Annotated in this window: 18 protein-coding genes, 1 tRNA gene and 1 pseudogene; 15 read left to right on the top strand and 5 right to left on the bottom strand. The window is 29.7% G+C overall.

The features are described 5' to 3' along the window. Positions 1-26: 26 nt before the first annotated feature. The 6 genes from uvrA to BST83_RS04800 all read left to right on the top strand — a co-directional run bounded on the left by uvrA (position 27) and on the right by BST83_RS04800 (position 7,836). Positions 27-2,813, top strand: a complete 2,787-nt coding sequence (gene uvrA, locus BST83_RS04825; RefSeq protein ID WP_104808811.1) for an excinuclease ABC subunit UvrA — start codon at positions 27-29, stop codon at positions 2,811-2,813. Positions 2,814-3,087: 274 nt separating this feature from the next. Continuing rightward, the gene (locus BST83_RS04820; protein ID WP_104808810.1) at positions 3,088-4,179 is read left to right on the top strand and encodes a hypothetical protein; all 1,092 of its coding nucleotides are present in this window, start codon (positions 3,088-3,090) and stop codon (positions 4,177-4,179) included. Positions 4,180-4,258: 79 nt separating this feature from the next. Next, positions 4,259-5,596, top strand: a complete 1,338-nt coding sequence (locus tag BST83_RS04815; RefSeq protein ID WP_104808809.1) for a two-component regulator propeller domain-containing protein — start codon at positions 4,259-4,261, stop codon at positions 5,594-5,596. Between the two features lie 14 nt (positions 5,597-5,610). Next, a complete protein-coding gene (locus tag BST83_RS04810) occupies positions 5,611-6,237 on the top strand; it encodes a sensor histidine kinase (protein WP_302849445.1) in 627 nt (208 codons plus the stop codon). Beyond that, positions 6,237-7,082, top strand: coding sequence for a metallophosphoesterase (locus BST83_RS04805; protein ID WP_104808807.1), 846 nt, complete (start codon positions 6,237-6,239; stop codon positions 7,080-7,082). Before BST83_RS04810 ends, BST83_RS04805 begins: the two co-directional genes overlap by 1 nt. Position 7,083: 1 nt before the next feature. Then, complete coding sequence (locus BST83_RS04800) at positions 7,084-7,836, top strand: LytR/AlgR family response regulator transcription factor (protein ID WP_104808806.1); 753 nt, start codon at positions 7,084-7,086, stop codon at positions 7,834-7,836. Positions 7,837-7,909: 73 nt separating this feature from the next. Here the strand turns inward: BST83_RS04800 and BST83_RS04795 are convergent. The 3 genes from BST83_RS04795 to BST83_RS04785 all read right to left on the bottom strand — a co-directional run bounded on the left by BST83_RS04795 (position 7,910) and on the right by BST83_RS04785 (position 10,047). Further along, a tRNA-His gene (locus BST83_RS04795) sits at positions 7,910-7,985 on the bottom strand. A 54-nt stretch (positions 7,986-8,039) separates the two neighbouring features. Continuing rightward, positions 8,040-8,756 carry a bacillithiol biosynthesis deacetylase BshB1 gene (gene bshB1 / locus BST83_RS04790; protein ID WP_104808805.1) on the bottom strand — a complete coding sequence of 239 codons (717 nt, stop codon included), beginning with the start codon at positions 8,754-8,756 and terminating at the stop codon, positions 8,040-8,042. 133 nt (positions 8,757-8,889) lie between these two features. After that, on the bottom strand, positions 8,890-10,047 hold the full coding sequence (locus BST83_RS04785) for a trans-sulfuration enzyme family protein (protein ID WP_104808804.1): 1,158 nt from the start codon (positions 10,045-10,047) through the stop codon (positions 8,890-8,892). 74 nt (positions 10,048-10,121) lie between these two features. Between BST83_RS04785 and BST83_RS04780 the strand changes: the two are divergent. From BST83_RS04780 to BST83_RS04765, 4 genes and pseudogenes are all read left to right on the top strand, one after another. Then, positions 10,122-10,819, top strand: a pseudogene (locus BST83_RS04780) (Rossmann-like and DUF2520 domain-containing protein). A 60-nt stretch (positions 10,820-10,879) separates the two neighbouring features. Continuing rightward, positions 10,880-11,407: a KdsC family phosphatase gene (locus tag BST83_RS04775; protein ID WP_104808803.1), complete on the top strand. Its 528-nt coding sequence runs from the start codon at positions 10,880-10,882 to the stop codon at positions 11,405-11,407. A gap of 316 nt (positions 11,408-11,723) precedes the next feature. Next, complete coding sequence (locus BST83_RS20460; protein WP_240614654.1) at positions 11,724-11,921, top strand: DUF2147 domain-containing protein; 198 nt, start codon at positions 11,724-11,726, stop codon at positions 11,919-11,921. Between the two features lie 29 nt (positions 11,922-11,950). Then, positions 11,951-13,189: an ATP-binding cassette domain-containing protein gene (locus BST83_RS04765; protein ID WP_104808802.1), complete on the top strand. Its 1,239-nt coding sequence runs from the start codon at positions 11,951-11,953 to the stop codon at positions 13,187-13,189. On the opposite strand, the gene BST83_RS04760 is transcribed toward BST83_RS04765, so the two are convergent. After that, entirely contained in the window at positions 13,186-13,827 is a 642-nt protein-coding gene (locus BST83_RS04760) for a protein-L-isoaspartate(D-aspartate) O-methyltransferase (protein WP_104808801.1), read from the bottom strand. The genes BST83_RS04765 and BST83_RS04760 overlap by 4 nt on opposite strands. 116 nt (positions 13,828-13,943) lie before the next feature. On the opposite strand from BST83_RS04760, the gene BST83_RS04755 reads away from it, so the two are divergent. The 4 genes from BST83_RS04755 (at position 13,944) to BST83_RS04740 (ending at position 16,919) form a co-directional block, all read left to right on the top strand. Then, positions 13,944-14,903: a Gfo/Idh/MocA family protein gene (locus tag BST83_RS04755; RefSeq protein ID WP_104808800.1), complete on the top strand. Its 960-nt coding sequence runs from the start codon at positions 13,944-13,946 to the stop codon at positions 14,901-14,903. 477 nt (positions 14,904-15,380) lie between these two features. Beyond that, positions 15,381-16,268: a 3-hydroxyacyl-CoA dehydrogenase family protein gene (locus tag BST83_RS04750; RefSeq protein ID WP_104808799.1), complete on the top strand. Its 888-nt coding sequence runs from the start codon at positions 15,381-15,383 to the stop codon at positions 16,266-16,268. A 9-nt stretch (positions 16,269-16,277) separates the two neighbouring features. Next, positions 16,278-16,484, top strand: coding sequence for a hypothetical protein (locus BST83_RS04745; RefSeq protein ID WP_104808798.1), 207 nt, complete (start codon positions 16,278-16,280; stop codon positions 16,482-16,484). A 45-nt stretch (positions 16,485-16,529) separates the two neighbouring features. Next, positions 16,530-16,919, top strand: coding sequence for an acyloxyacyl hydrolase (locus tag BST83_RS04740; protein WP_240614653.1), 390 nt, complete (start codon positions 16,530-16,532; stop codon positions 16,917-16,919). 59 nt (positions 16,920-16,978) lie between these two features. On the opposite strand, the gene BST83_RS04735 is transcribed toward BST83_RS04740, so the two are convergent. Next, positions 16,979-17,452, bottom strand: coding sequence for a Dps family protein (locus BST83_RS04735; protein ID WP_104808797.1), 474 nt, complete (start codon positions 17,450-17,452; stop codon positions 16,979-16,981). Positions 17,453-17,558: 106 nt separating this feature from the next. On the opposite strand from BST83_RS04735, the gene BST83_RS04730 reads away from it, so the two are divergent. Then, positions 17,559-18,500, top strand: coding sequence for a hydrogen peroxide-inducible genes activator (locus BST83_RS04730; RefSeq protein ID WP_104808796.1), 942 nt, complete (start codon positions 17,559-17,561; stop codon positions 18,498-18,500). Positions 18,501-18,575 lie beyond the last annotated feature (75 nt).

Here is an 18,575-nt window from a genome sequence, read left to right as displayed (position 1 = left end):
ATTTTTATAGCTTATATTTTTTATAAATGAAAGCAGACATTTCTACAGTAAATCCGAAAGAAAACATCATTATTAAAGGAGCAAGACTCCATAATTTAAAAAATATTGATGTTGTTATACCAAGAAACAAATTGGTTGTAATTACAGGTCTTTCTGGTTCTGGAAAATCTACTTTAGCGTTTGATACTTTATATGCAGAAGGTCAAAGGCGTTATGTAGAAAGTTTATCTTCTTATGCGCGTCAGTTTTTAGGAAAACTAAACAAACCAAAAGTAGATTACATTAAAGGTATTGCTCCTGCAATTGCTATTGAACAAAAAGTAAATTCTACAAATCCACGTTCTACGGTTGGCACATCCACAGAAATTTACGATTATATAAAACTTTTATACGCCAGAATTGGCAGAACCTACTCACCTATTTCGAATCAAGAAGTTAAAAAAGACACGGTTTCTGATGTTGTTAATTTTATAAAAAAGTTTGATGATAAAACGAAGCTTTTGTTATTAGCGCCTATTATTATTGATGAAAACAGAGAATTAAAAACCTTGCTACAAGTTTTAGAACAACAAGGATATGCGCGTTTAAAATGGAATGACATCATTTACAGAATTGCAGATTTTCCTCAAGATAAATATAAAAATGAAGCCCTTTTTTTGGTGATTGATAGAGTTGTAACGAAAGATGATGAAGATTTTTACAACAGATTGGCAGACTCCATTCAAACTGCTTTTTTTGAAGGAAAAGGAATTTGTTTTATAGAAAATTTAGAAGACAACAAAGTAACTGAATTTAGTAATAAATTCGATTTAGACGGTATGTCTTTTCTAGAACCTAACACACATTTATTCAGTTTTAACAATCCTTATGGCGCCTGCCCAACTTGCGAAGGTTATGGAAATGTCATCGGAATTGACGAAGATTTAGTGATTCCGAACACCGGATTATCCATTTTTGAAGATTGTATTTTTCCTTTTAAAACACCCTCTTACATTCATTATAAAGAAGATTTAATTGCGGTTGCGTATCAATTTGATATTCCTGTGCATAAACCTTGGTTTCAATTATCAGCAAAACAACAAGAATTGGTTTGGAATGGCAACAAATCTTTTAACGGAATTCATCATTTCTTTTCAGCTTTAGAAGAAAAAAGTTATAAAATTCAGAATAGAGTCATGCTTTCTCGTTATCGTGGAAAAACGAAATGCACCACTTGTCATGGCAAACGTTTGCGAGAAGAAACCAATTATGTAAAGATAAATGAACAAACAATTTCTGATTTAGTAACACTTCCTTTGGATGAATTATCGGTGTTTTTCAAAAACATACAACTAGATAAATACGATGAGAAAATTGCAAAACGTTTATTAACAGAAATCAATAATCGGTTACTATTTTTAACGGATGTTGGCCTGTCTTATTTAACAATTAACAGAACCTCTAATACACTTTCTGGAGGCGAAAGTCAACGTATAAACTTGGCAACTTCTTTAGGTAGTTCATTAGTGGGTTCTATGTATATTTTAGATGAACCAAGTATTGGCTTGCATCCAAAAGATACCGAAAGATTGATAAAAGTTTTAAAAGATTTACGTAATTTAGGCAACACAGTAATTGTTGTAGAACATGATGAAGACATCATGAAAGAAGCTGATTATATTATTGATATTGGTCCAGAAGCTGGAACATTTGGCGGACATGTTGTTGCAGAAGGAAATTTTGAGGCAATCTTAAAATCTGATTCTTTAACAGCTAAATATCTTAATGAGGATTTAAAAATTCATGTTCCTAAAAAACGAAGAACCTCAAAAAAAAGTATTCAAATTATTGGTGCTAGAGAGCATAATTTACAAAATATAGACGTTACGTTTCCGCTAAATTGTTTAACTGTAATTACTGGAGTTTCTGGTTCTGGAAAAAGTACGTTGGTAAAAAGTATTTTATATCCGTCCATGCAAAAAAAACTAACTGGATATGGAGATAAAGTCGGACAACATACAGAAATTAAAGGCGATTTTGAAGATATAAAAAACGTAGAATTTATAGATCAAAATCCTATCGGGCGTTCTTCTCGCTCAAATCCGGTAACTTATATTAAAGCCTATGATGATATTAGAGCTTTATTTTCTAATCAAAAATTAGCGAACATCAGAAATTATAAACCCAAACATTTTTCTTTTAATGTTGAAGGCGGACGTTGTGAAGTTTGTAAAGGAGACGGAATTGTTACCATAGAAATGCAATTTATGGCAGATGTTCATTTAGAATGTGATGTTTGTAATGGAAAACGTTTCAAAAAAGAAGTTTTAGAAGTTAAGTTTAATGGAAAATCGATTGACGATATTTTAAATCTTACAATAGATGATGCTGTTGAGTTTTTCTCTGAAAACTTAGTCTCTAAAATCGCTAAAAAACTAAAACCTTTGCAAGATGTTGGTTTGGGTTATGTGCAATTAGGGCAATCTTCATCTACACTTTCTGGCGGTGAAGCGCAGCGTATAAAATTGGCATCCTTTTTAGTAAAAGGAATTACCAAAGACAAAACCTTGTTTATTTTTGATGAACCAACAACTGGTTTGCATTTTCATGATATCAAAAAATTATTGGCGTCATTTAACGCCTTAATTGATAAAGGACATTCCATTATTGTAATTGAGCACAATATTGAATTGATAAAATGTGCAGATTACATTATTGATTTAGGTTTAGAAGGTGGTAAGAAGGGCGGAAATCTTATTTTTCAAGGAACTCCAGAGGATTTAGCAAAAAATAAAACATCATTTACAGCGAAGTATTTGGCAGAGAAATTATAAATTCAGTTTAAAAATATGGTTTATTTCTAGAAGCTATTTCCTGCTTTCACTACTCGCTTTTTTTATCCTAAAAAGGAATAAAAAAGAGCTCAAACAGACCGTTCAATCTGGGCTAAACCTGCTGAGTAACTCATAGGGAATTAAAAATATTATTCTTGTTTTCTAATTATTCAACGAATTCTAATTCACCTCTAACGAATTCTAAAACAGTAATAATTTACCTCAAGTTCAGTTTTACTTTTACAGTGTATTAACACCTAAAAAAGTAGAAATCATGAACAAAGTATTTAGAAAATCAGTATTTGCAGCAGCTATCATTTTAACTTCAAGCGTTTTTATAAATTGCGATAGAACATCAACAATTAAAAAAAATGAAACAGCAATTTCAGTAATCCACAACAATTTAGAGCATACTGTTAAAGAAAAAATAATTACACGAAAGCCCATTGTTTTTATCACTGGTTTTGATAAAGGTGATAAAACTTTTTACAACAATGCAAGAACCTATTTTAAAGAAAAAGAATTTGAAATTGTAGAAGATCAATATTCTTTAGAAGAAGTAATTACTTGGTTAAATAAGAATGAATCAGAAAATCCTTATGGAGAAATTCATATCGTAAACAAAAGTAATCCTTATAAAGGAATGACTTTAGAAACCATAATTAAAGGTGAAAAAGTAACCGCAGAATCGGTACGTAAAAATATTACAAAAGGAAATTTACCAACTTTAAAAGAAAGTGTAAATGCAAATTCTAAAATTATTTTTCATGCAAATGGTTTAGGTGAAAACATCGAATTAATGAATGCATTTAAAGATGCTTTTTGCTCAAATGAATTGCCAAATATAATCGCTTCGTCTTACTTTTCAATTTTTGATGGCGAGTTTACCAAACACTATTTAGCAAAACCATTTTATGTGTTTTATCCAACGGCCAATTCACCAGGAAAAATAGATTTATCAAAAGAAATAGCTAAAAAATATCCAGAAGAAAAAGACATCGATTGGTATGATGCTTTAAACAACGAGAAAGAACGTTATATTGGCGAAGCATATACCACCCAATTTTCGATTCCTGTAAAGTTTGAATTGGATTATCATAATTCTGATGATGAAGTTCCAAGTTTTGAAAATCAAGAAGAAATCATCCAATTTATTCAGTTAAAAGAAAGTTTATATGCAGATTTTGTAAAACTACAGATTCCTTTAAATAAATTTAGATGGACTTATACAATTAAAAATAGCAGCCTTACAATTTCTGGAAATACAACTGGTTTAATCGTTTTAAAACCCTTAATTAAACCTTATGGTGAGTTGCAACATATTGAACCAGATACCAATAACAAGCGCTTATATGCAATGAATTAAGTGAAAAAGGAAAATAAATTTAACAAACGTCATTATACAAAATTCTGTGTAATGACGTTTAAATTAGTAAGTTTGTACTATGATGTTTTACAAAAAAAATCTGCCCATTTTTTTTCTGTTGGTTTTTGTAAATGTTTTTGCTCAACAAAATAATTTACGCCTTTTCACAATTGATGATGGTTTGCCTAGCAATATTATTTTTGATGTAAAGCAAGATGAAACTGGCTATTTATGGATTGCCACAGACAAAGGAATTCTACAATTTGATGGCGATGATTTTACACAAATAACCAAATATAAAACCACCAATTTAGCTACTACAAACAATTTCATTTATATCGGTTTAGAAAACGGTTTATTTATTAAAAAACGCAGTAAAGAAAAATTTTTAGAATCTAAAAAAGTGTTGAAAACTTTCTTTTTTAAAGAAGAAGTTTTTGTTGGAACTGTTCAAGGTATTTATAGCATAAAAAAAGGCTCTTTACAACCAATTAAAATAAAGAAAGAAATTGATACGGCTAATATTAACGATTTACTTTTTGCAAATAACGCTTTCTATATTGGAACCAATAAGGGTTTATGGAAACTGAATCATTTAGAAAATCCGAATAAAATTGAAAAAATAAATAATGATAACATCATTTCTCTTACGAGTTTTCAAGATGAAATTATTGCAGCTACTTTTAGAAATGGATTAAAAACTATTGATATAAATTCGGTTGAAAAAACAATTACAACTAAAGAAAATTTAACATCCGTAAAAAAACTTAAAAACGAAATTTGGGTAACTTCTAGTAAAAACGGAATTGAAATTTTTACACTTCCCTCCTTTTCATTCAAACAAAAAATAAACAAATACAATTCTTTAAAAACCGATGCGATCAATGTTGTTTATAAAGACAATCAAAACACTATTTGGATTGCAACAAATAAAGGTTTATATCGTCTTAAAAATGAGGAATCAATCAATTTAAAGGATAATAAACCTCTTGTTTATTTTGAAAATTTAATAGTAAATAATCAAAATGTAGATTCACTTTTAGACAGTAACAAATCCATCAATTTTTTACCCTCAGAAAATAATATCTCCTTCAATTTTAAAACTGTTGATTTAATAAATTATCAAAAAGTAAAATATAGGTATAAATTGAATAGTAAATTTTCTTCTTGGTCTTCAAGTAATTCTGTGCAGTTTGCAAACTTAAATGCTGGCAAGTATACTTTTGAAATTCAATCTAAAATTGATGAAAATTTAAGTGAGATAAAACATTTTTCATTTAAAATTAAAACACCGCTATACAGAAAAACAGAATTTATTCTCGTGACAATTATTTTAATTTTATTAGCTGGATATTTTCTGTTGAATTTTTACATCAGAAATATCAATAAAAAAATAAAGAGAAAATTAACAAGCTAAAATTAAAAAATCATTTGATTTTTTTAGAGCAGAAAGCGCTCCAGCTACAAATGAATCCGCATTTTATTTTTAACGTTTTAAACGGAATTAAAGCCCTCGGAAACTCAGGAAAGACAGAAGAATTAAACACGACTATTTCTCAATTTTCAATCTTGTTAAGAAGTATTTTAAGCAACTCTAGAAAAGATGAAATTAGTTTAAAAGAAGAAATAGAATCTTTAAAAAACTATATTGAATTAGAACAAAAAATGAGTTCTAAAACCTTTGAATATCATATAATTACAAACCTAAATAATATTGATATTGAGGAGATTTTAATTCCGACTATGCTAATGCAACCGTTTATAGAAAATGCTATAAAGCACGGAATTCAAGCGAATCAAAAAGGAAAAATAACCATCTCTTTTGATGTAAAACATCATTTTTTAAATTGTTCAATTGTTGATAGCGGAATAGGAATTCATCAATCAAAAAAAGAAAAAATAAATTCAAATCATGATTCTCTAGCATTAAAAGTATCCAAAGAAAGAATTCAACATCTTTCAATGAAAAATTCATTTTCTATTGATGAAATTGTTGCAGATTCAATCATAAAAGGTACAAAAGTTTGGTTTAAAATTCCGTTAAAAACAGATTATTAATGAAAAGAAGAAAATTTATTAAAAAGACAATCTTTGGAGCTCTTGGTGTCGGTTTTTTAGGCGGAATTTATTCTTGGCAAATTGAACCCTATTGGCTTGAGTTTGTGCATAAAAAAATGCCAATTAAAAATTTACCAGAAAATTTAATAGGTAAAACACTCATTCAAATTAGTGATATTCATGTTGGTAATCGGTTTGACTATCAATATATAATAGATTCTTTTAAAAAAGCACAAAAATTAAATCCTGATTTTGTGGTGTATACTGGAGATTTCGTTTCTTACGATTCTGAAGAACAATTTGCTCAGTTAAAAGAAGTTTTTAAACATGTTGTTATTGGAAAATTAGGAACTGCTGGCGTTTTAGGAAATCATGATTATGGACATAATTGGATAGAACAAAAAGTTGCGAATACAATTACTTCAATTGTTGAAAATGCCGGAGTTAAAATTTTAAGTAATGCCGAATTTAATTTTAACGGACTTACGATTATTGGTTTGGATGATTTTTGGGGATTAAATTTTAATCCAAAAAAAATAATGGTCAAACACAATCCTACAAATGCCAATTTAGTGCTATGTCATAATCCTGATGTTTGTGATTTAAACATTTGGAATAATTACAAGGGCTGGATTTTATCTGGCCATACGCATGGCGGTCAAGTAAAACCTCCTTTTTTAAATCCACCAATTCTACCCGTAAAAAACAAAAAATATAGTGCAGGAGAAATTGATTTAAATGATGGAAGAACGCTTTATATTAATAGAGCTTTAGGATGCATCTATCCTGTACGATTTAATGTAAGGCCAGAAATAACTGTTTTTAATTTAGAAAAAAAAGCTTAAAATGAAAAAACTTACATCGATTGTAGTGGATGATATTCCTGTAGCATTAGAAATGTTGTGCGCTGATATTGAAAAAAATCATCCAGAAATAGAAATTATTGGAAAAGCAACGAGTGTAATTGAAGCAGCTAAATTATTACAAAAACAAAAACCTGACATTTTGTTTCTAGATATTATGTTAGGCGATGGAACTGGATTTGATCTGTTAGAAATCGTGCCAAATTTACAATCAAAAATAATATTCGTTACTGCAAGTGATGCCTATGCAATAAAAGCTTTTAAATTTGCTGCCATTGATTATATTTTAAAACCATATTCCAATGAAGATTTGGCAAATTCTATTGCAAAAGCGAAAGAGCAAATTCAACCAAATAAAGAACAAATAGCTGTTTTGCAAGAAGCTATAAAAAATCCTGTTTCAACCAATCAAAAAATATCTTTACACACATCCGAAAAAATAATTGTTGTGCAACTATCAGAAATTATCCGTTGTAAATCAGACAATAATTACACAACTTTCTATTTAGAAAACGGTCAAAAAATACTGGTTTCTAAAACTTTAAAATATTTTGCTGATATGTTAAAAGAGCATGGTTTTTCGAGAGTTCATCAAAGTCATTTAATAAACACCAAGTATATAAAAGAGTTTATAAAATCTGATGGTGGATATCTCATTTTAAAAGATAAAAGTAACATTCCGGTTTCAGTAAGAAAAAGAAACGAAGTAATAGAGTCTTTAAATAACCTAAAATAACTATTATTCATAAATTTTCCATACTTTCTGGATACAAAAAAAGTCTTCTCATTTCTGAGAAGACTTTGTTTTTGGGTGGAAGACGGGACTCGAACCCGCGACACTCGGTACCACAAACCGATACTCTAACCAACTGAGCTACAACCACCATATAATTTCGGGTGCAAATATAATTGTTTTTTCTTTTTCTATGAAAGAAAATATTAGATTAATTTACTTAAATTTTCAACAGCTGCGTAACGCTCTGTGGTAAAGCCTTCTGCATAATCCACACCAATTAATCTTCCAAGGTCTTTTGCTCTGTAATGAATACTGTCTATAAAGTTCTTACTTGTTATTGGTGTTTCGGGTTCATTACTCCTAGGATTATAAAATTGAGACGAATACGCCAAGATCGATTTTGTTTTAACATCCATAAACCCAGTGACATCGACAACAAAATGAGGTTCAATACTTTTCCATTGCAAATAATGGTATACTAATTTTGGTCGCCATTTTTCCTGTAATACCCCTTTTAATTGTGTTTCAACCTTTATCAATCCGCTTAAAAAACAAGCATCAGAAACTAAACTACTTCCTTTGGGATGATCTATATGTCGATCATCAATAGCATTGCAAAGCACTATTTCTGGCTGATATTTGCGAATCATTTTTATAATTTCTAATTGATGCTCTTTATCATTAGTGAAAAAACCATCCGCAAAACCTAAATTTTCACGAACAGAAACACCCAATATTCCCGCAGCATTTGCCGCCTCTTTATCTCTTAAATCCGCAGAACCACGAGTTCCTAACTCTCCTCTTGTTAAATCTATAATCCCTACTTTTTTACCCAAAGAAATTTCTTTGGCAATAGTTGCACCACAACCTAATTCTACATCATCTGGATGTGCACCAAAAGCTAAAATATCTAATTTCATATATCCTATGTATCAATTTTAATTCAATAATTACTTCCTCTTACATCAGAAAAAAAATATTCAGAAGTACAAATAGACATCATTTCTATTTAAAAAGAGTCTTTTAATGCCACAATATTAAAAAAACAACCAACTAATTGGTTGCTTTTTTTATGGCTTGTTCTATATCGGCAATTAAATCGTCTGTTTCTTCAATTCCCACCGAAAAACGAATTAATCCTGCTTTAATTCCTCTTTCTAAACGCTGTTCTTCACTTAATAAAGCATGTGTCGTTTGCGTCGGACTAACAGTAGTACTTTCCACGCCTGCTAAACTCATCGATGGTTTTATCAACTGTAAACTATTTTGAAATTTCATCGCATCAATTCCTTTTTTTAATTCAAAAGACAACATGGCACCAAAACCTTTCATTTGTTTTTTTGCAATTTCATACTGCGGATGACTTTTTAATCCTGGATAATAAACGCGATCAATATTAGTATTACTTTCAAAATATTCTGCCATAATTTGAGCATTTTTAGTTTGCTCTTTTACCCGCAGATTCAACGTTTTTAAACTTCTCTCTAACAACCAAACCGTTTGATCGCTTAAATTTCCTCCAAAATTAATAGCGGTTTTCCAAATTTGCTCAATATGTTCTTTGGATGCTGCAACTGCTCCTGCAGAAATATCTGAATGACCACCCATATATTTTGTTGCAGAATGTAAAATAATATCAATTCCGAAATCAACAGGATTTTGATTTATCGGTGATGCAAACGTATTATCAATCATTGTGATGATATTTTTTTCTTTTGCAGCATTGGCAATTTCCCGCATATCTGTAATTCCCAATAAAGGATTTGAAGGAGTTTCAATATATAAAATTTTGGTATTCTCTTTAATTAAAGCTTTAAAATCGGTTGCTTTATCGCTTTCTGTAAACGAATACTCAATACCATATTTTTTAAATTCAGTAACTACAAAATTATACATTCCTCCATAAATTACTTGCTGAATAATTACGTGATCACCTCTTTTCAAAAAAGCCAACATCGCACTAGAAATTGCCGCCATTCCTGAACCAAAAATCAAAGCATCTTCTGTACGCTCTAAAGCCGCAATTTTTTTGCATAACATTTCTTGATTTGGCGTGTTAAAATAACGCGGATACCGCTTTACATCTACTCCGTCAAAAGCATAGGAAGTCGACATATAAATTGGTGAAATTGCACCTTTAAATTGTTCGTCTTTTACTTCACCAACGTGAACGCATATTGAATTTATTCCTAGTTTACTACTTTTATTCATTTAAAAAAATTTATATCAGCAAAATTAAGGAAATCGATTGATTAGTTTCTACAAAAAAGCAATATCTTCGTTTTATGATATCAGTTTTACTTGTTGGAAAAGGAAATGTAGCAACTCATTTACAAAATGCCTTTAATCATATTGATAAAATAAAAGTTACACAAATCAGTTCTAGGGATTTAACCAGGGTTCCGCAAGCGGATGTTACAATTATTGCAGTTTCTGACGATGCAATTGCAGAAGTTTCATCAAAAATTACAAATAATTTTGTGGTTCATACTTCAGGTAGTGTTTCTTTAAGCGATTTAAAAAACAATACTAAAAAAGGAATTTTTTACATGTTACAAACTTTTTCCATGGATAAAAAAGTCGATTTTAAGGAAGTTCCTTTTTGTTTGGAAGCAGAAAATAAAAATGACTATAAATTATTGGAAACACTCGCAAAATCGATTGGAAAAAAATCTATAACATAAATTCTAAACAACGTAAAACCTTACATGCTGCTGCTGTTTTTGTGAACAATTTTACAAATCACATGTACAAAATTGGGAATGATATTTGCAAAGAAAACAATGTTCCTTTTGAGATTTTACAACCATTAATTAAAGAAACAGCATCAAAAGTTGCGCATTTATCACCAGAAAAATCGCAAACAGGTCCAGCGATTAGAAATGATCAAAAAACAATAAAAAATCATTTAAATTTGTTGAATTCAAATCAACAGAAAATTTATAAAATTCTCACAAAATCAATCCAAAATTCAATTGATTAAACCTAATACAAACTAACAATGTCACTTCTAGCGTAGTCGAGAAGTTTTATAAAATAAAATATGGAAATTAGTTACAAACAATTATTGCCCAATATAAATACTTTAATTTTTGATGTAGATGGCGTTCTTACAAATGGGATGGTCACGATTATGCCTGATGGAGAACTCATAAGACACATGAATATTAAAGATGGTTATGCTTTAAAAACTGCTGTAGACAAAGGTTATAACGTTTGTATTATTTCTGGCGGAACGAATGAAGGTGTAAAAACTCGTTTAGCAAATCTAGGTATTAAAGATATCTATTTAGGCGCACATAATAAAATTCATCAATACAACGAATTGATTAAAAAGCACAACCTAAAACCTGAAAATATCTTGTATATGGGTGATGACATACCAGATTATCCAGTAATGAAATTGGTTGGTTTATCTTGTTGCCCAAATGATGCTGCACCAGAAATTCAAAAAATATCTAGATACATTTCATACAAAAAAGGTGGCGAAGGTTGTGTTAGAGATATTATAGAACAAGTTTTAAAAGTTCAAGGAAAATGGGATTCTAATTTTAATGCTAAATATGATTAACACATTTTTTCGTTTGACTATTGAATCGTTTATCAAACTAAAAAATATTGTAATTCATAAACTCTAAATAGTTAAAACATAAAAAAATAATCTTAACAGCCCTTCTAATTACAATTAACTTTTCTATAAATGCGTAAGCTATTTTTGGAACATGGAATTCAAGAAATGATGTTACGGGCAAAAGTGATTCTGTAATTGAAGTTTATGATCAAAAGGGCAAAGCATTTGCAAAAATTATAGAGATTAAAAATCCTGACAGAAAAAATGCTGTTTGCGATTTGTGTGAAGGAAAAATAAAAACAAACTTATTTTAGGTTTGAATATTTTAACAGGCTTAGAAGAAGATGGTGACCAATGGTCTAGAGGCAAAGTATTAGAACCAAGAAATGGGAAAGCGTATAAATGCTGCATTAAACTTGAAGGAGCTAACAAACTTAAGATTAGAGGATACATAGGCTTTACTTTAATTGGGAAAACTGCTTATTGGGAAAGGCCAGAGTTAATTTTAGAATAAAATTTCTTCAATAAATTATTAAAAAAATTATGGAGAAAACCCATTTTGCTATTAAAAATGAGAGCCTTTCTGCTAAAAGTACTTTGGTAGAAAACATTTTAACCGGTGCCCATTCTTTACCAAATTTAGAAGGTAAAAAAGGACTTTTATTTTCTATTACAGTTTTAGATAAGTTTATAGAAAATGAAGCAAGATACGATGCACAAACTCTAACTTTTAAAGAGAACAGAGGTATTCGTACTTTTTCTAGTGGAGAACAAAAAAAAAGAGTGCTCAACTATTTAATTGAACAAAAACCCGATTTTTTAATTTTAGACAGTCCTTTTGATAGCTTAGATCTTAATGCAGTTTTAGACTTAAAAGAGAATCTTATAAAACTGTCTTCAGAAATTATTTTAATTCAAATCTTTAATAGAAAAGAAGAAATTTTACCAATAATTACGCACGTTTTAGAAATTAAAAATAATGTATTTTTATCAAGTAGTCCTATAGGAAAATATACTTTTAAAGAGAGTGATTTTGTTTTTAAAGGTACAATTCCTAAACCTATCACTTTTTATGAAAATATACCAAATCAGTTAGTATCACTACAAAATGTAACAATACATTACGGTGATAACTGTATTTTAAACAAGATAAATTGGACCATTAATAAAAATGAATTCTGGCAATTAATTGGACCAAATGGTTCTGGAAAAACAACTATTTTGTCTATGATTTATGGCAATAATGTAAAAGCTTACGGACAAGAAGTTTATTTATTTGGCAGGAAAAAAGGCTCTGGAGAAAGTGTTTGGGAAATAAAAGAGAAAATAGGATACTTTAGTCTGGCGATGTTAGAGTTATTTCAAAGACAAATAACTGTAAAAGAAATGGTCATATCTGGTTTCTTTGACAGTATTGGTCTCTATAAATCACCTACAACTTTACAAATTAAATTGGCTGAAGAATGGGTTAAAGTACTTGGTTTAGAAAGTGAAAAAGAGATTGCTTTTAAAAACGTAACTACAGCAAAACAACGTTTGGTTTTAATTGCTAGGGCTATGATTAAACATCCGCCTTTGTTAATTTTGGACGAAGCTTTGACTAATTTAGATAACCAAGGAACTGCTATCGTTGTGTCTTTAATTCATAAAATTGTAAGAGAAAGTGACACAACTATACTTTTTGTTTCTCACAGATACATTGATAATTTGCTACCTAATTGTGTATATGAACTTATTCCTACTAAGCATGGCTCTTTAGGAGCAATAAAACAATGCATTTAATTTTTTTGCTCCAACATTGGTACAAAAGCAAAATCCCCTAATTCGTGTTTTTCAAATTCATTGGCAGATTTTCTTATGAACAAAGTCATAATTTGAGTTTCATCACCAACCGGAATTAACAACCTTCCTCCTACTTTTAATTGAGACATTAAAGGTTTTGGAACAAATGGCGCACCAGCAGTAACTATAATTTTATCAAAAGGCGCTTGCTCTGGCAAACCTTTATAACCATCACCAAAAATAAATTTCTTCGGATTATATCCTAATTTAGGCAAAAATAAAGAGGTTTTTTTAAACAACTCTCGTTGTCTTTCAATGGAATATACTTCTGCATTTAGTTCTAATAAAACCGCGGTTTGATAACCCGAACCCGTACCAATTTCTAAAATTTTATCTCCGCTTTTAACGTCTAAAGTTTGAGATTGAAATGCAACAGTATAAGGCTGAGAAATTGTTTGATCTGCTGCAATAGGAAAAGCTTTGTCTTGATAAGCATGAGACTCAAAACTAGAGTCAATAAAAAGGTGTCTTGGGATTTTTTTAATTGCTTTTAATACATTTTTATCTGTAATGCCTTTTGCATTTAATACAGTAGCTAATTGGTTTCTAAGTCCTTGATGTTTTGCTGTGTCTTTCAATTCTTGGTAGTTTCTAGAGTCTAAAAATACTAATAAATCTAATTAAATTCTTATAAAATTGTATCTTTGTTTTATCGGTATTTAAAATACCAGAAAATACTAAAAAACAAGATTTTATGTTAAAAGTTGGGGTTTTAGGTGCAGGTCATCTTGGAAAAATTCATTTGCGTTTATTAGAGCAATCAAAAAAATACGAATTGGTTGGTTTTTATGATCAAGATACTATAAATGCACAAAAAGTTGCAGAAGAATTTGGATACAAATTATTTGCTTCTATCGATGATTTAATTGATGCTGTTGAAGTTGTGGATATTGTTACACCAACTTTATCTCATTTTGACTGTGCTAAAAAAGCAATAGAAAAAGGCTGTCACATTTTTATTGAAAAACCAATTGCAAAAACTGTTTTAGAAGCAGAAGCGATTAGAACTTTAGCGAGTCAGTATCATGTAAAAGGTCAAGTTGGTCATGTAGAAAGATTCAATCCTGCATTTATCGCGGCTAAAGGTATGATTGACAATCCGATGTTTATAGAAACGCATCGATTGGCAGAATTTAATCCAAGAGGTACAGATGTGCCTGTCGTTTTAGATTTAATGATTCATGATATTGACATTATCCTTTCTGTGGTAAAATCGAAAGTTAAAAATGTGTATGCAAGCGGAATTTCAGTAATTTCTGATACTCCTGATATTGCAAATGCAAGAATTGAGTTCGAAAATGGTTGTGTTGCTAATTTAACGGCAAGTAGAATTTCTATGAAAAACATGCGTAAAAGTCGTTTTTTTCAGAAGGATGCGTATATTTCTGTTGATTTGTTAGAAAAAAAAGCCGAAGTGGTAAGAATGAAAGATGTACCAGAAAATCCTGATGAATTTGCAATGATTTTACAGAATGCAGAAGGTGTTAAAAAACAAATTTATTTTGACAATCCTGAGATTGAAAATAACAATGCAATTTTAGATGAATTAGAAACTTTTGCAGATGCTATCATAAATAAAACCGAACCTATTGTTAGCTTAAGAAATGGAACAGATGCTTTAAGAGTTGCTCAAATGGTGATCGATAGTTTTTAAGTTTACCTTTTACTATATAAAAAGTATCATTGTTCATCGATATAAAGACTAAAGACCGTTTCACTTTTAGAACAAGACTTGCTTCCAATTATCTAATAAACAGATGAAAGTTAAAATAAGATTATCTGCTGTACCTCGATACTATTATCTCGAAAAAGCAAAGTGTCATTTAAAAAATTGGTGTACTATATTATTTATAAAAAGGTTTTATCAAACTAAAAATATTTTTTAATTGGACACTAATAAAAAGTTTTAAACCAAAAAAAATGCTTTCAATAATTTAAAAAAGTTAGCAAATAATTGCGTTAGGGATTGCAGTGGAAATCCTTTTTTTTAACATGTCCTTATAAAAAAGAGGGAGATTGCTTCATAAAGTAAAAAACTTTCTTTGCAAAGACGTACGTAAAAAAAAAGATTGAAACGTAAAACTCGACCTTTAGGGAACGCCCAAATAATATTAAAATAAAATAATACTTCATGAAAAATATAGCTGTAATTGGTGCTGGAACAATGGGAAATGGAATTGCGCATACATTTGCTCAGTTTAATTATAAAGTTCAATTGATTGATATTTCTGAAGCTGCTCTTGAAAAGGGAATGGCAACGATTACCAAAAATTTGGATAGAATGGTTGCTAAAGAAAAAATTTCTGAGGCTGATAAAGTAAAAACTTTAGGGAATATTAGTACTTTTACTTCTATAAAAGAGGGTGTTAAAAACACAAGTTTAGTAATTGAAGCTGCTACTGAAAATTCCATTTTAAAAGCCAAAATTTTCAAGGAATTAGATGAAGTTTGTGCTGAAGAAACCATTTTAGCAACAAATACATCCTCAATTTCTATTACTCAAATTGCAGGCGTAACTAAAAGACCCGAAAAAGTTATTGGAATGCATTTTATGAATCCTGTGCCAATTATGAAATTGGTAGAGATTATTAGAGGATACAATACTGCGGATGAAGTGATGACTTTTACGGTTGAATTGAGCAAAAAAATCAATAAAATTCCGGTCGAAGTGAATGATTATCCTGGTTTTGTTGCCAACAGAATTTTGATGCCAATGATTAACGAATCTATCGAAACTTTGTATAATGGCGTTGCGGGTGTTGCAGAAATTGATACCGTTATGATGCTTGGAATGGCACATCCAATGGGACCCTTACAATTGGCAGATTTTGTTGGTTTAGACGTTTGTTTGTCTATTTTAAATGTAATGTACGACGGATTTAAGAATCCGAAATATGCACCTTGCCCACTGTTAGTAAACATGGTAAATGCTGGTAAATTAGGCGTGAAATCTGGTGAAGGTTTTTATGATTATTCGGCAAGTAGAAAGGCGGAAAAGGTTGCTAAAATGTTTAGCTAACCTAAAGCTATGAAAAATAAGATTCTTACTCTTATATTATTTTTTATTGTCTCTTTTTCTTTTGGTCAGGAGAAAAAAAGGGTTGTTTTAAAACCTATTAAAATTGGTTTTTTATATAACTATGGTACAAATGAAAATTTTATAAATAATGATCCTGATTATACGTATGCTACAAATACATTTAAATTACAGGCTTTTTATACATTAGGAAACTAGAAAAATCTCGATTTCGAGTTAATAGTGCAACCTCAAGTTCAGTTTTTGGATCATCAATTATTAAACGGGCAATTTGTAACTCCGGATGAAGAAAATTACCTAGAAAAGAGAACCGAATTTACAAAAGCAAAAACTATCAATTTGTATGCGTTAGAATTTGGTTTTGCTGTAAAAAAACATATAACAGCCAAATTAGATTTTCAAACAACCTTAAGTTTAGGTTTTTCTGTGATTGATAAAAGAACCGAACGTTTGGCAAAAGGGTTTACGTTTATAGAAAACCTGTCTTTCGGATTTTCTCATGAAACTTTTTCGAATTCTTCCATATATCTAGGAACTAACTTTGGCCATGTTTCTAATTTAAATTTTCAAAAACCAAATAACGGTTATAATATTTTAGGATTAGAAGTTGGGTATTCTTATGTTTTAAATTAAAAAAAATGTCATTTTGAAAGTTAATTCAAAATGAAGTTTTAAAAGAATATTTATTTTGATTATTTACCCAACCAAGAGTTTAACATCCAGATTGTTTTTTCTTGTTCCGAAATAAAATCACTCATCATAGAATTTGTTCCTTCATCATTTGTTTCATCAGAAAGACTTAAAATACTTCTTTCAATTTTCAATAATTCTGATAAGGAATTTACAACCAGCTCCACTGCCTCTACATCATTAGAAATATCTTTTCCAACAGGCACAGAAGCTTTATTTATATAATCTTGAAAAGTATGCAAAGGCTTACCTTGCAAAGTTAAAATACGTTCTGCAATTTCATCTACTTTAACTTGAGAATCTGTGTAAAATTCCTCGAACTTTACATGTAATTGAAAAAAGTTCTTTCCTTTAATATTCCAATGTAAACCTCTTAAGTTTTGATAATATATTTGAAAGTTGGATAATAAACCGTTTAATTTTTCTACAGAATTTTGAGTCTCTTTTTTGTCTAAACCTAAAATGTTTTTGTCCATTTTTAATATGTTTTTAAATTATACTATAAATTTACAAAAAAATTAAGACTACAAACTATAATTATAATTGATAGTTTTAATATCTTTATCAAAAATAACTATAAAAATGACTATAACCCAATTAAAATACGTTTTATCCGTTGCAGAATATCAGAATTTCACAGTAGCTGCAGAACATAGTTTTGTTACGCAGCCCACATTGAGCATGCAAATTCAGAAACTAGAGGATGAATTAAGTGTTAAAATATTTAATCGTTCTAAAAAACCAATTGAATTGACTGAAGTTGGTAAAAAGATAGTTGGACAAGCAAAAGTTATTGTTGACGAAAGTAACCGCATTTTAGACATCGTTCATCAACAAAAAGGATTTATTGGAGGTGAATTTAAAATCGGAATTATACCAACTGTCATGCCTACTTTATTGCCGATGTTCTTACAAAATTTCACCAACAAATACCCAAAAGTAAAGTTGATTATTGAAGAATTAACAACTGAAGAGATTATTAGAAAATTAACAGACGGCCATATAGATGCGGCGATTGCTGCAACTCCTTTAGAAAATGAAGCCATTAAAGAACGACCTTTGTATTACGAACCATTTATTGGATTAATTCCGCAAAATCATCGATTATTCAAAAATAAAACCATCACTGTAGATGAATTAGAAATGGAAGATATTTTGTTATTGGAAGATGGACATTGTTTTAAAGAAAGTGTGCTCAATTTATGTAGAAATCATAAAGTTGATAATAAAAAACGATTTCAGTTAGAAAGCGGAAGTTTTGATACCTTGATAAAACTTTCTAAAGAAGGTCTAGGAATGACACTTTTACCGTATTTACATACGTTGGATTTAAATGAAATTGATAAATCTCATTTACGTGAATTTAACAACCCTCCTCCTGCAAGAGAAGTGAGTTTAATTTATCATAAATCGCAATTAAAAATGCAATTAATCGAAGCTTTAAAGAAAACGATTGATGGCGTAATTAGAGGTGCAATTTCTTTTTCTGATGTGAAAATTATTAGTCCTTTGCAGAAGAAATAAACCATAAAGAACCCTAAGAAAATAAAAAAATTCGCAAAGAAATTATAAAAAAATCTTTGCGAACTTTGATAAAAA

The organism is Polaribacter filamentus, from assembly GCF_002943715.1.
In the GTDB taxonomy this organism is placed as follows: Bacteria; Bacteroidota; Bacteroidia; order Flavobacteriales; family Flavobacteriaceae; genus Polaribacter; species Polaribacter filamentus.
Note: the sequence above shows the minus strand (reverse complement) of the source record. Positions and strands in the feature narration are given on the sequence as shown.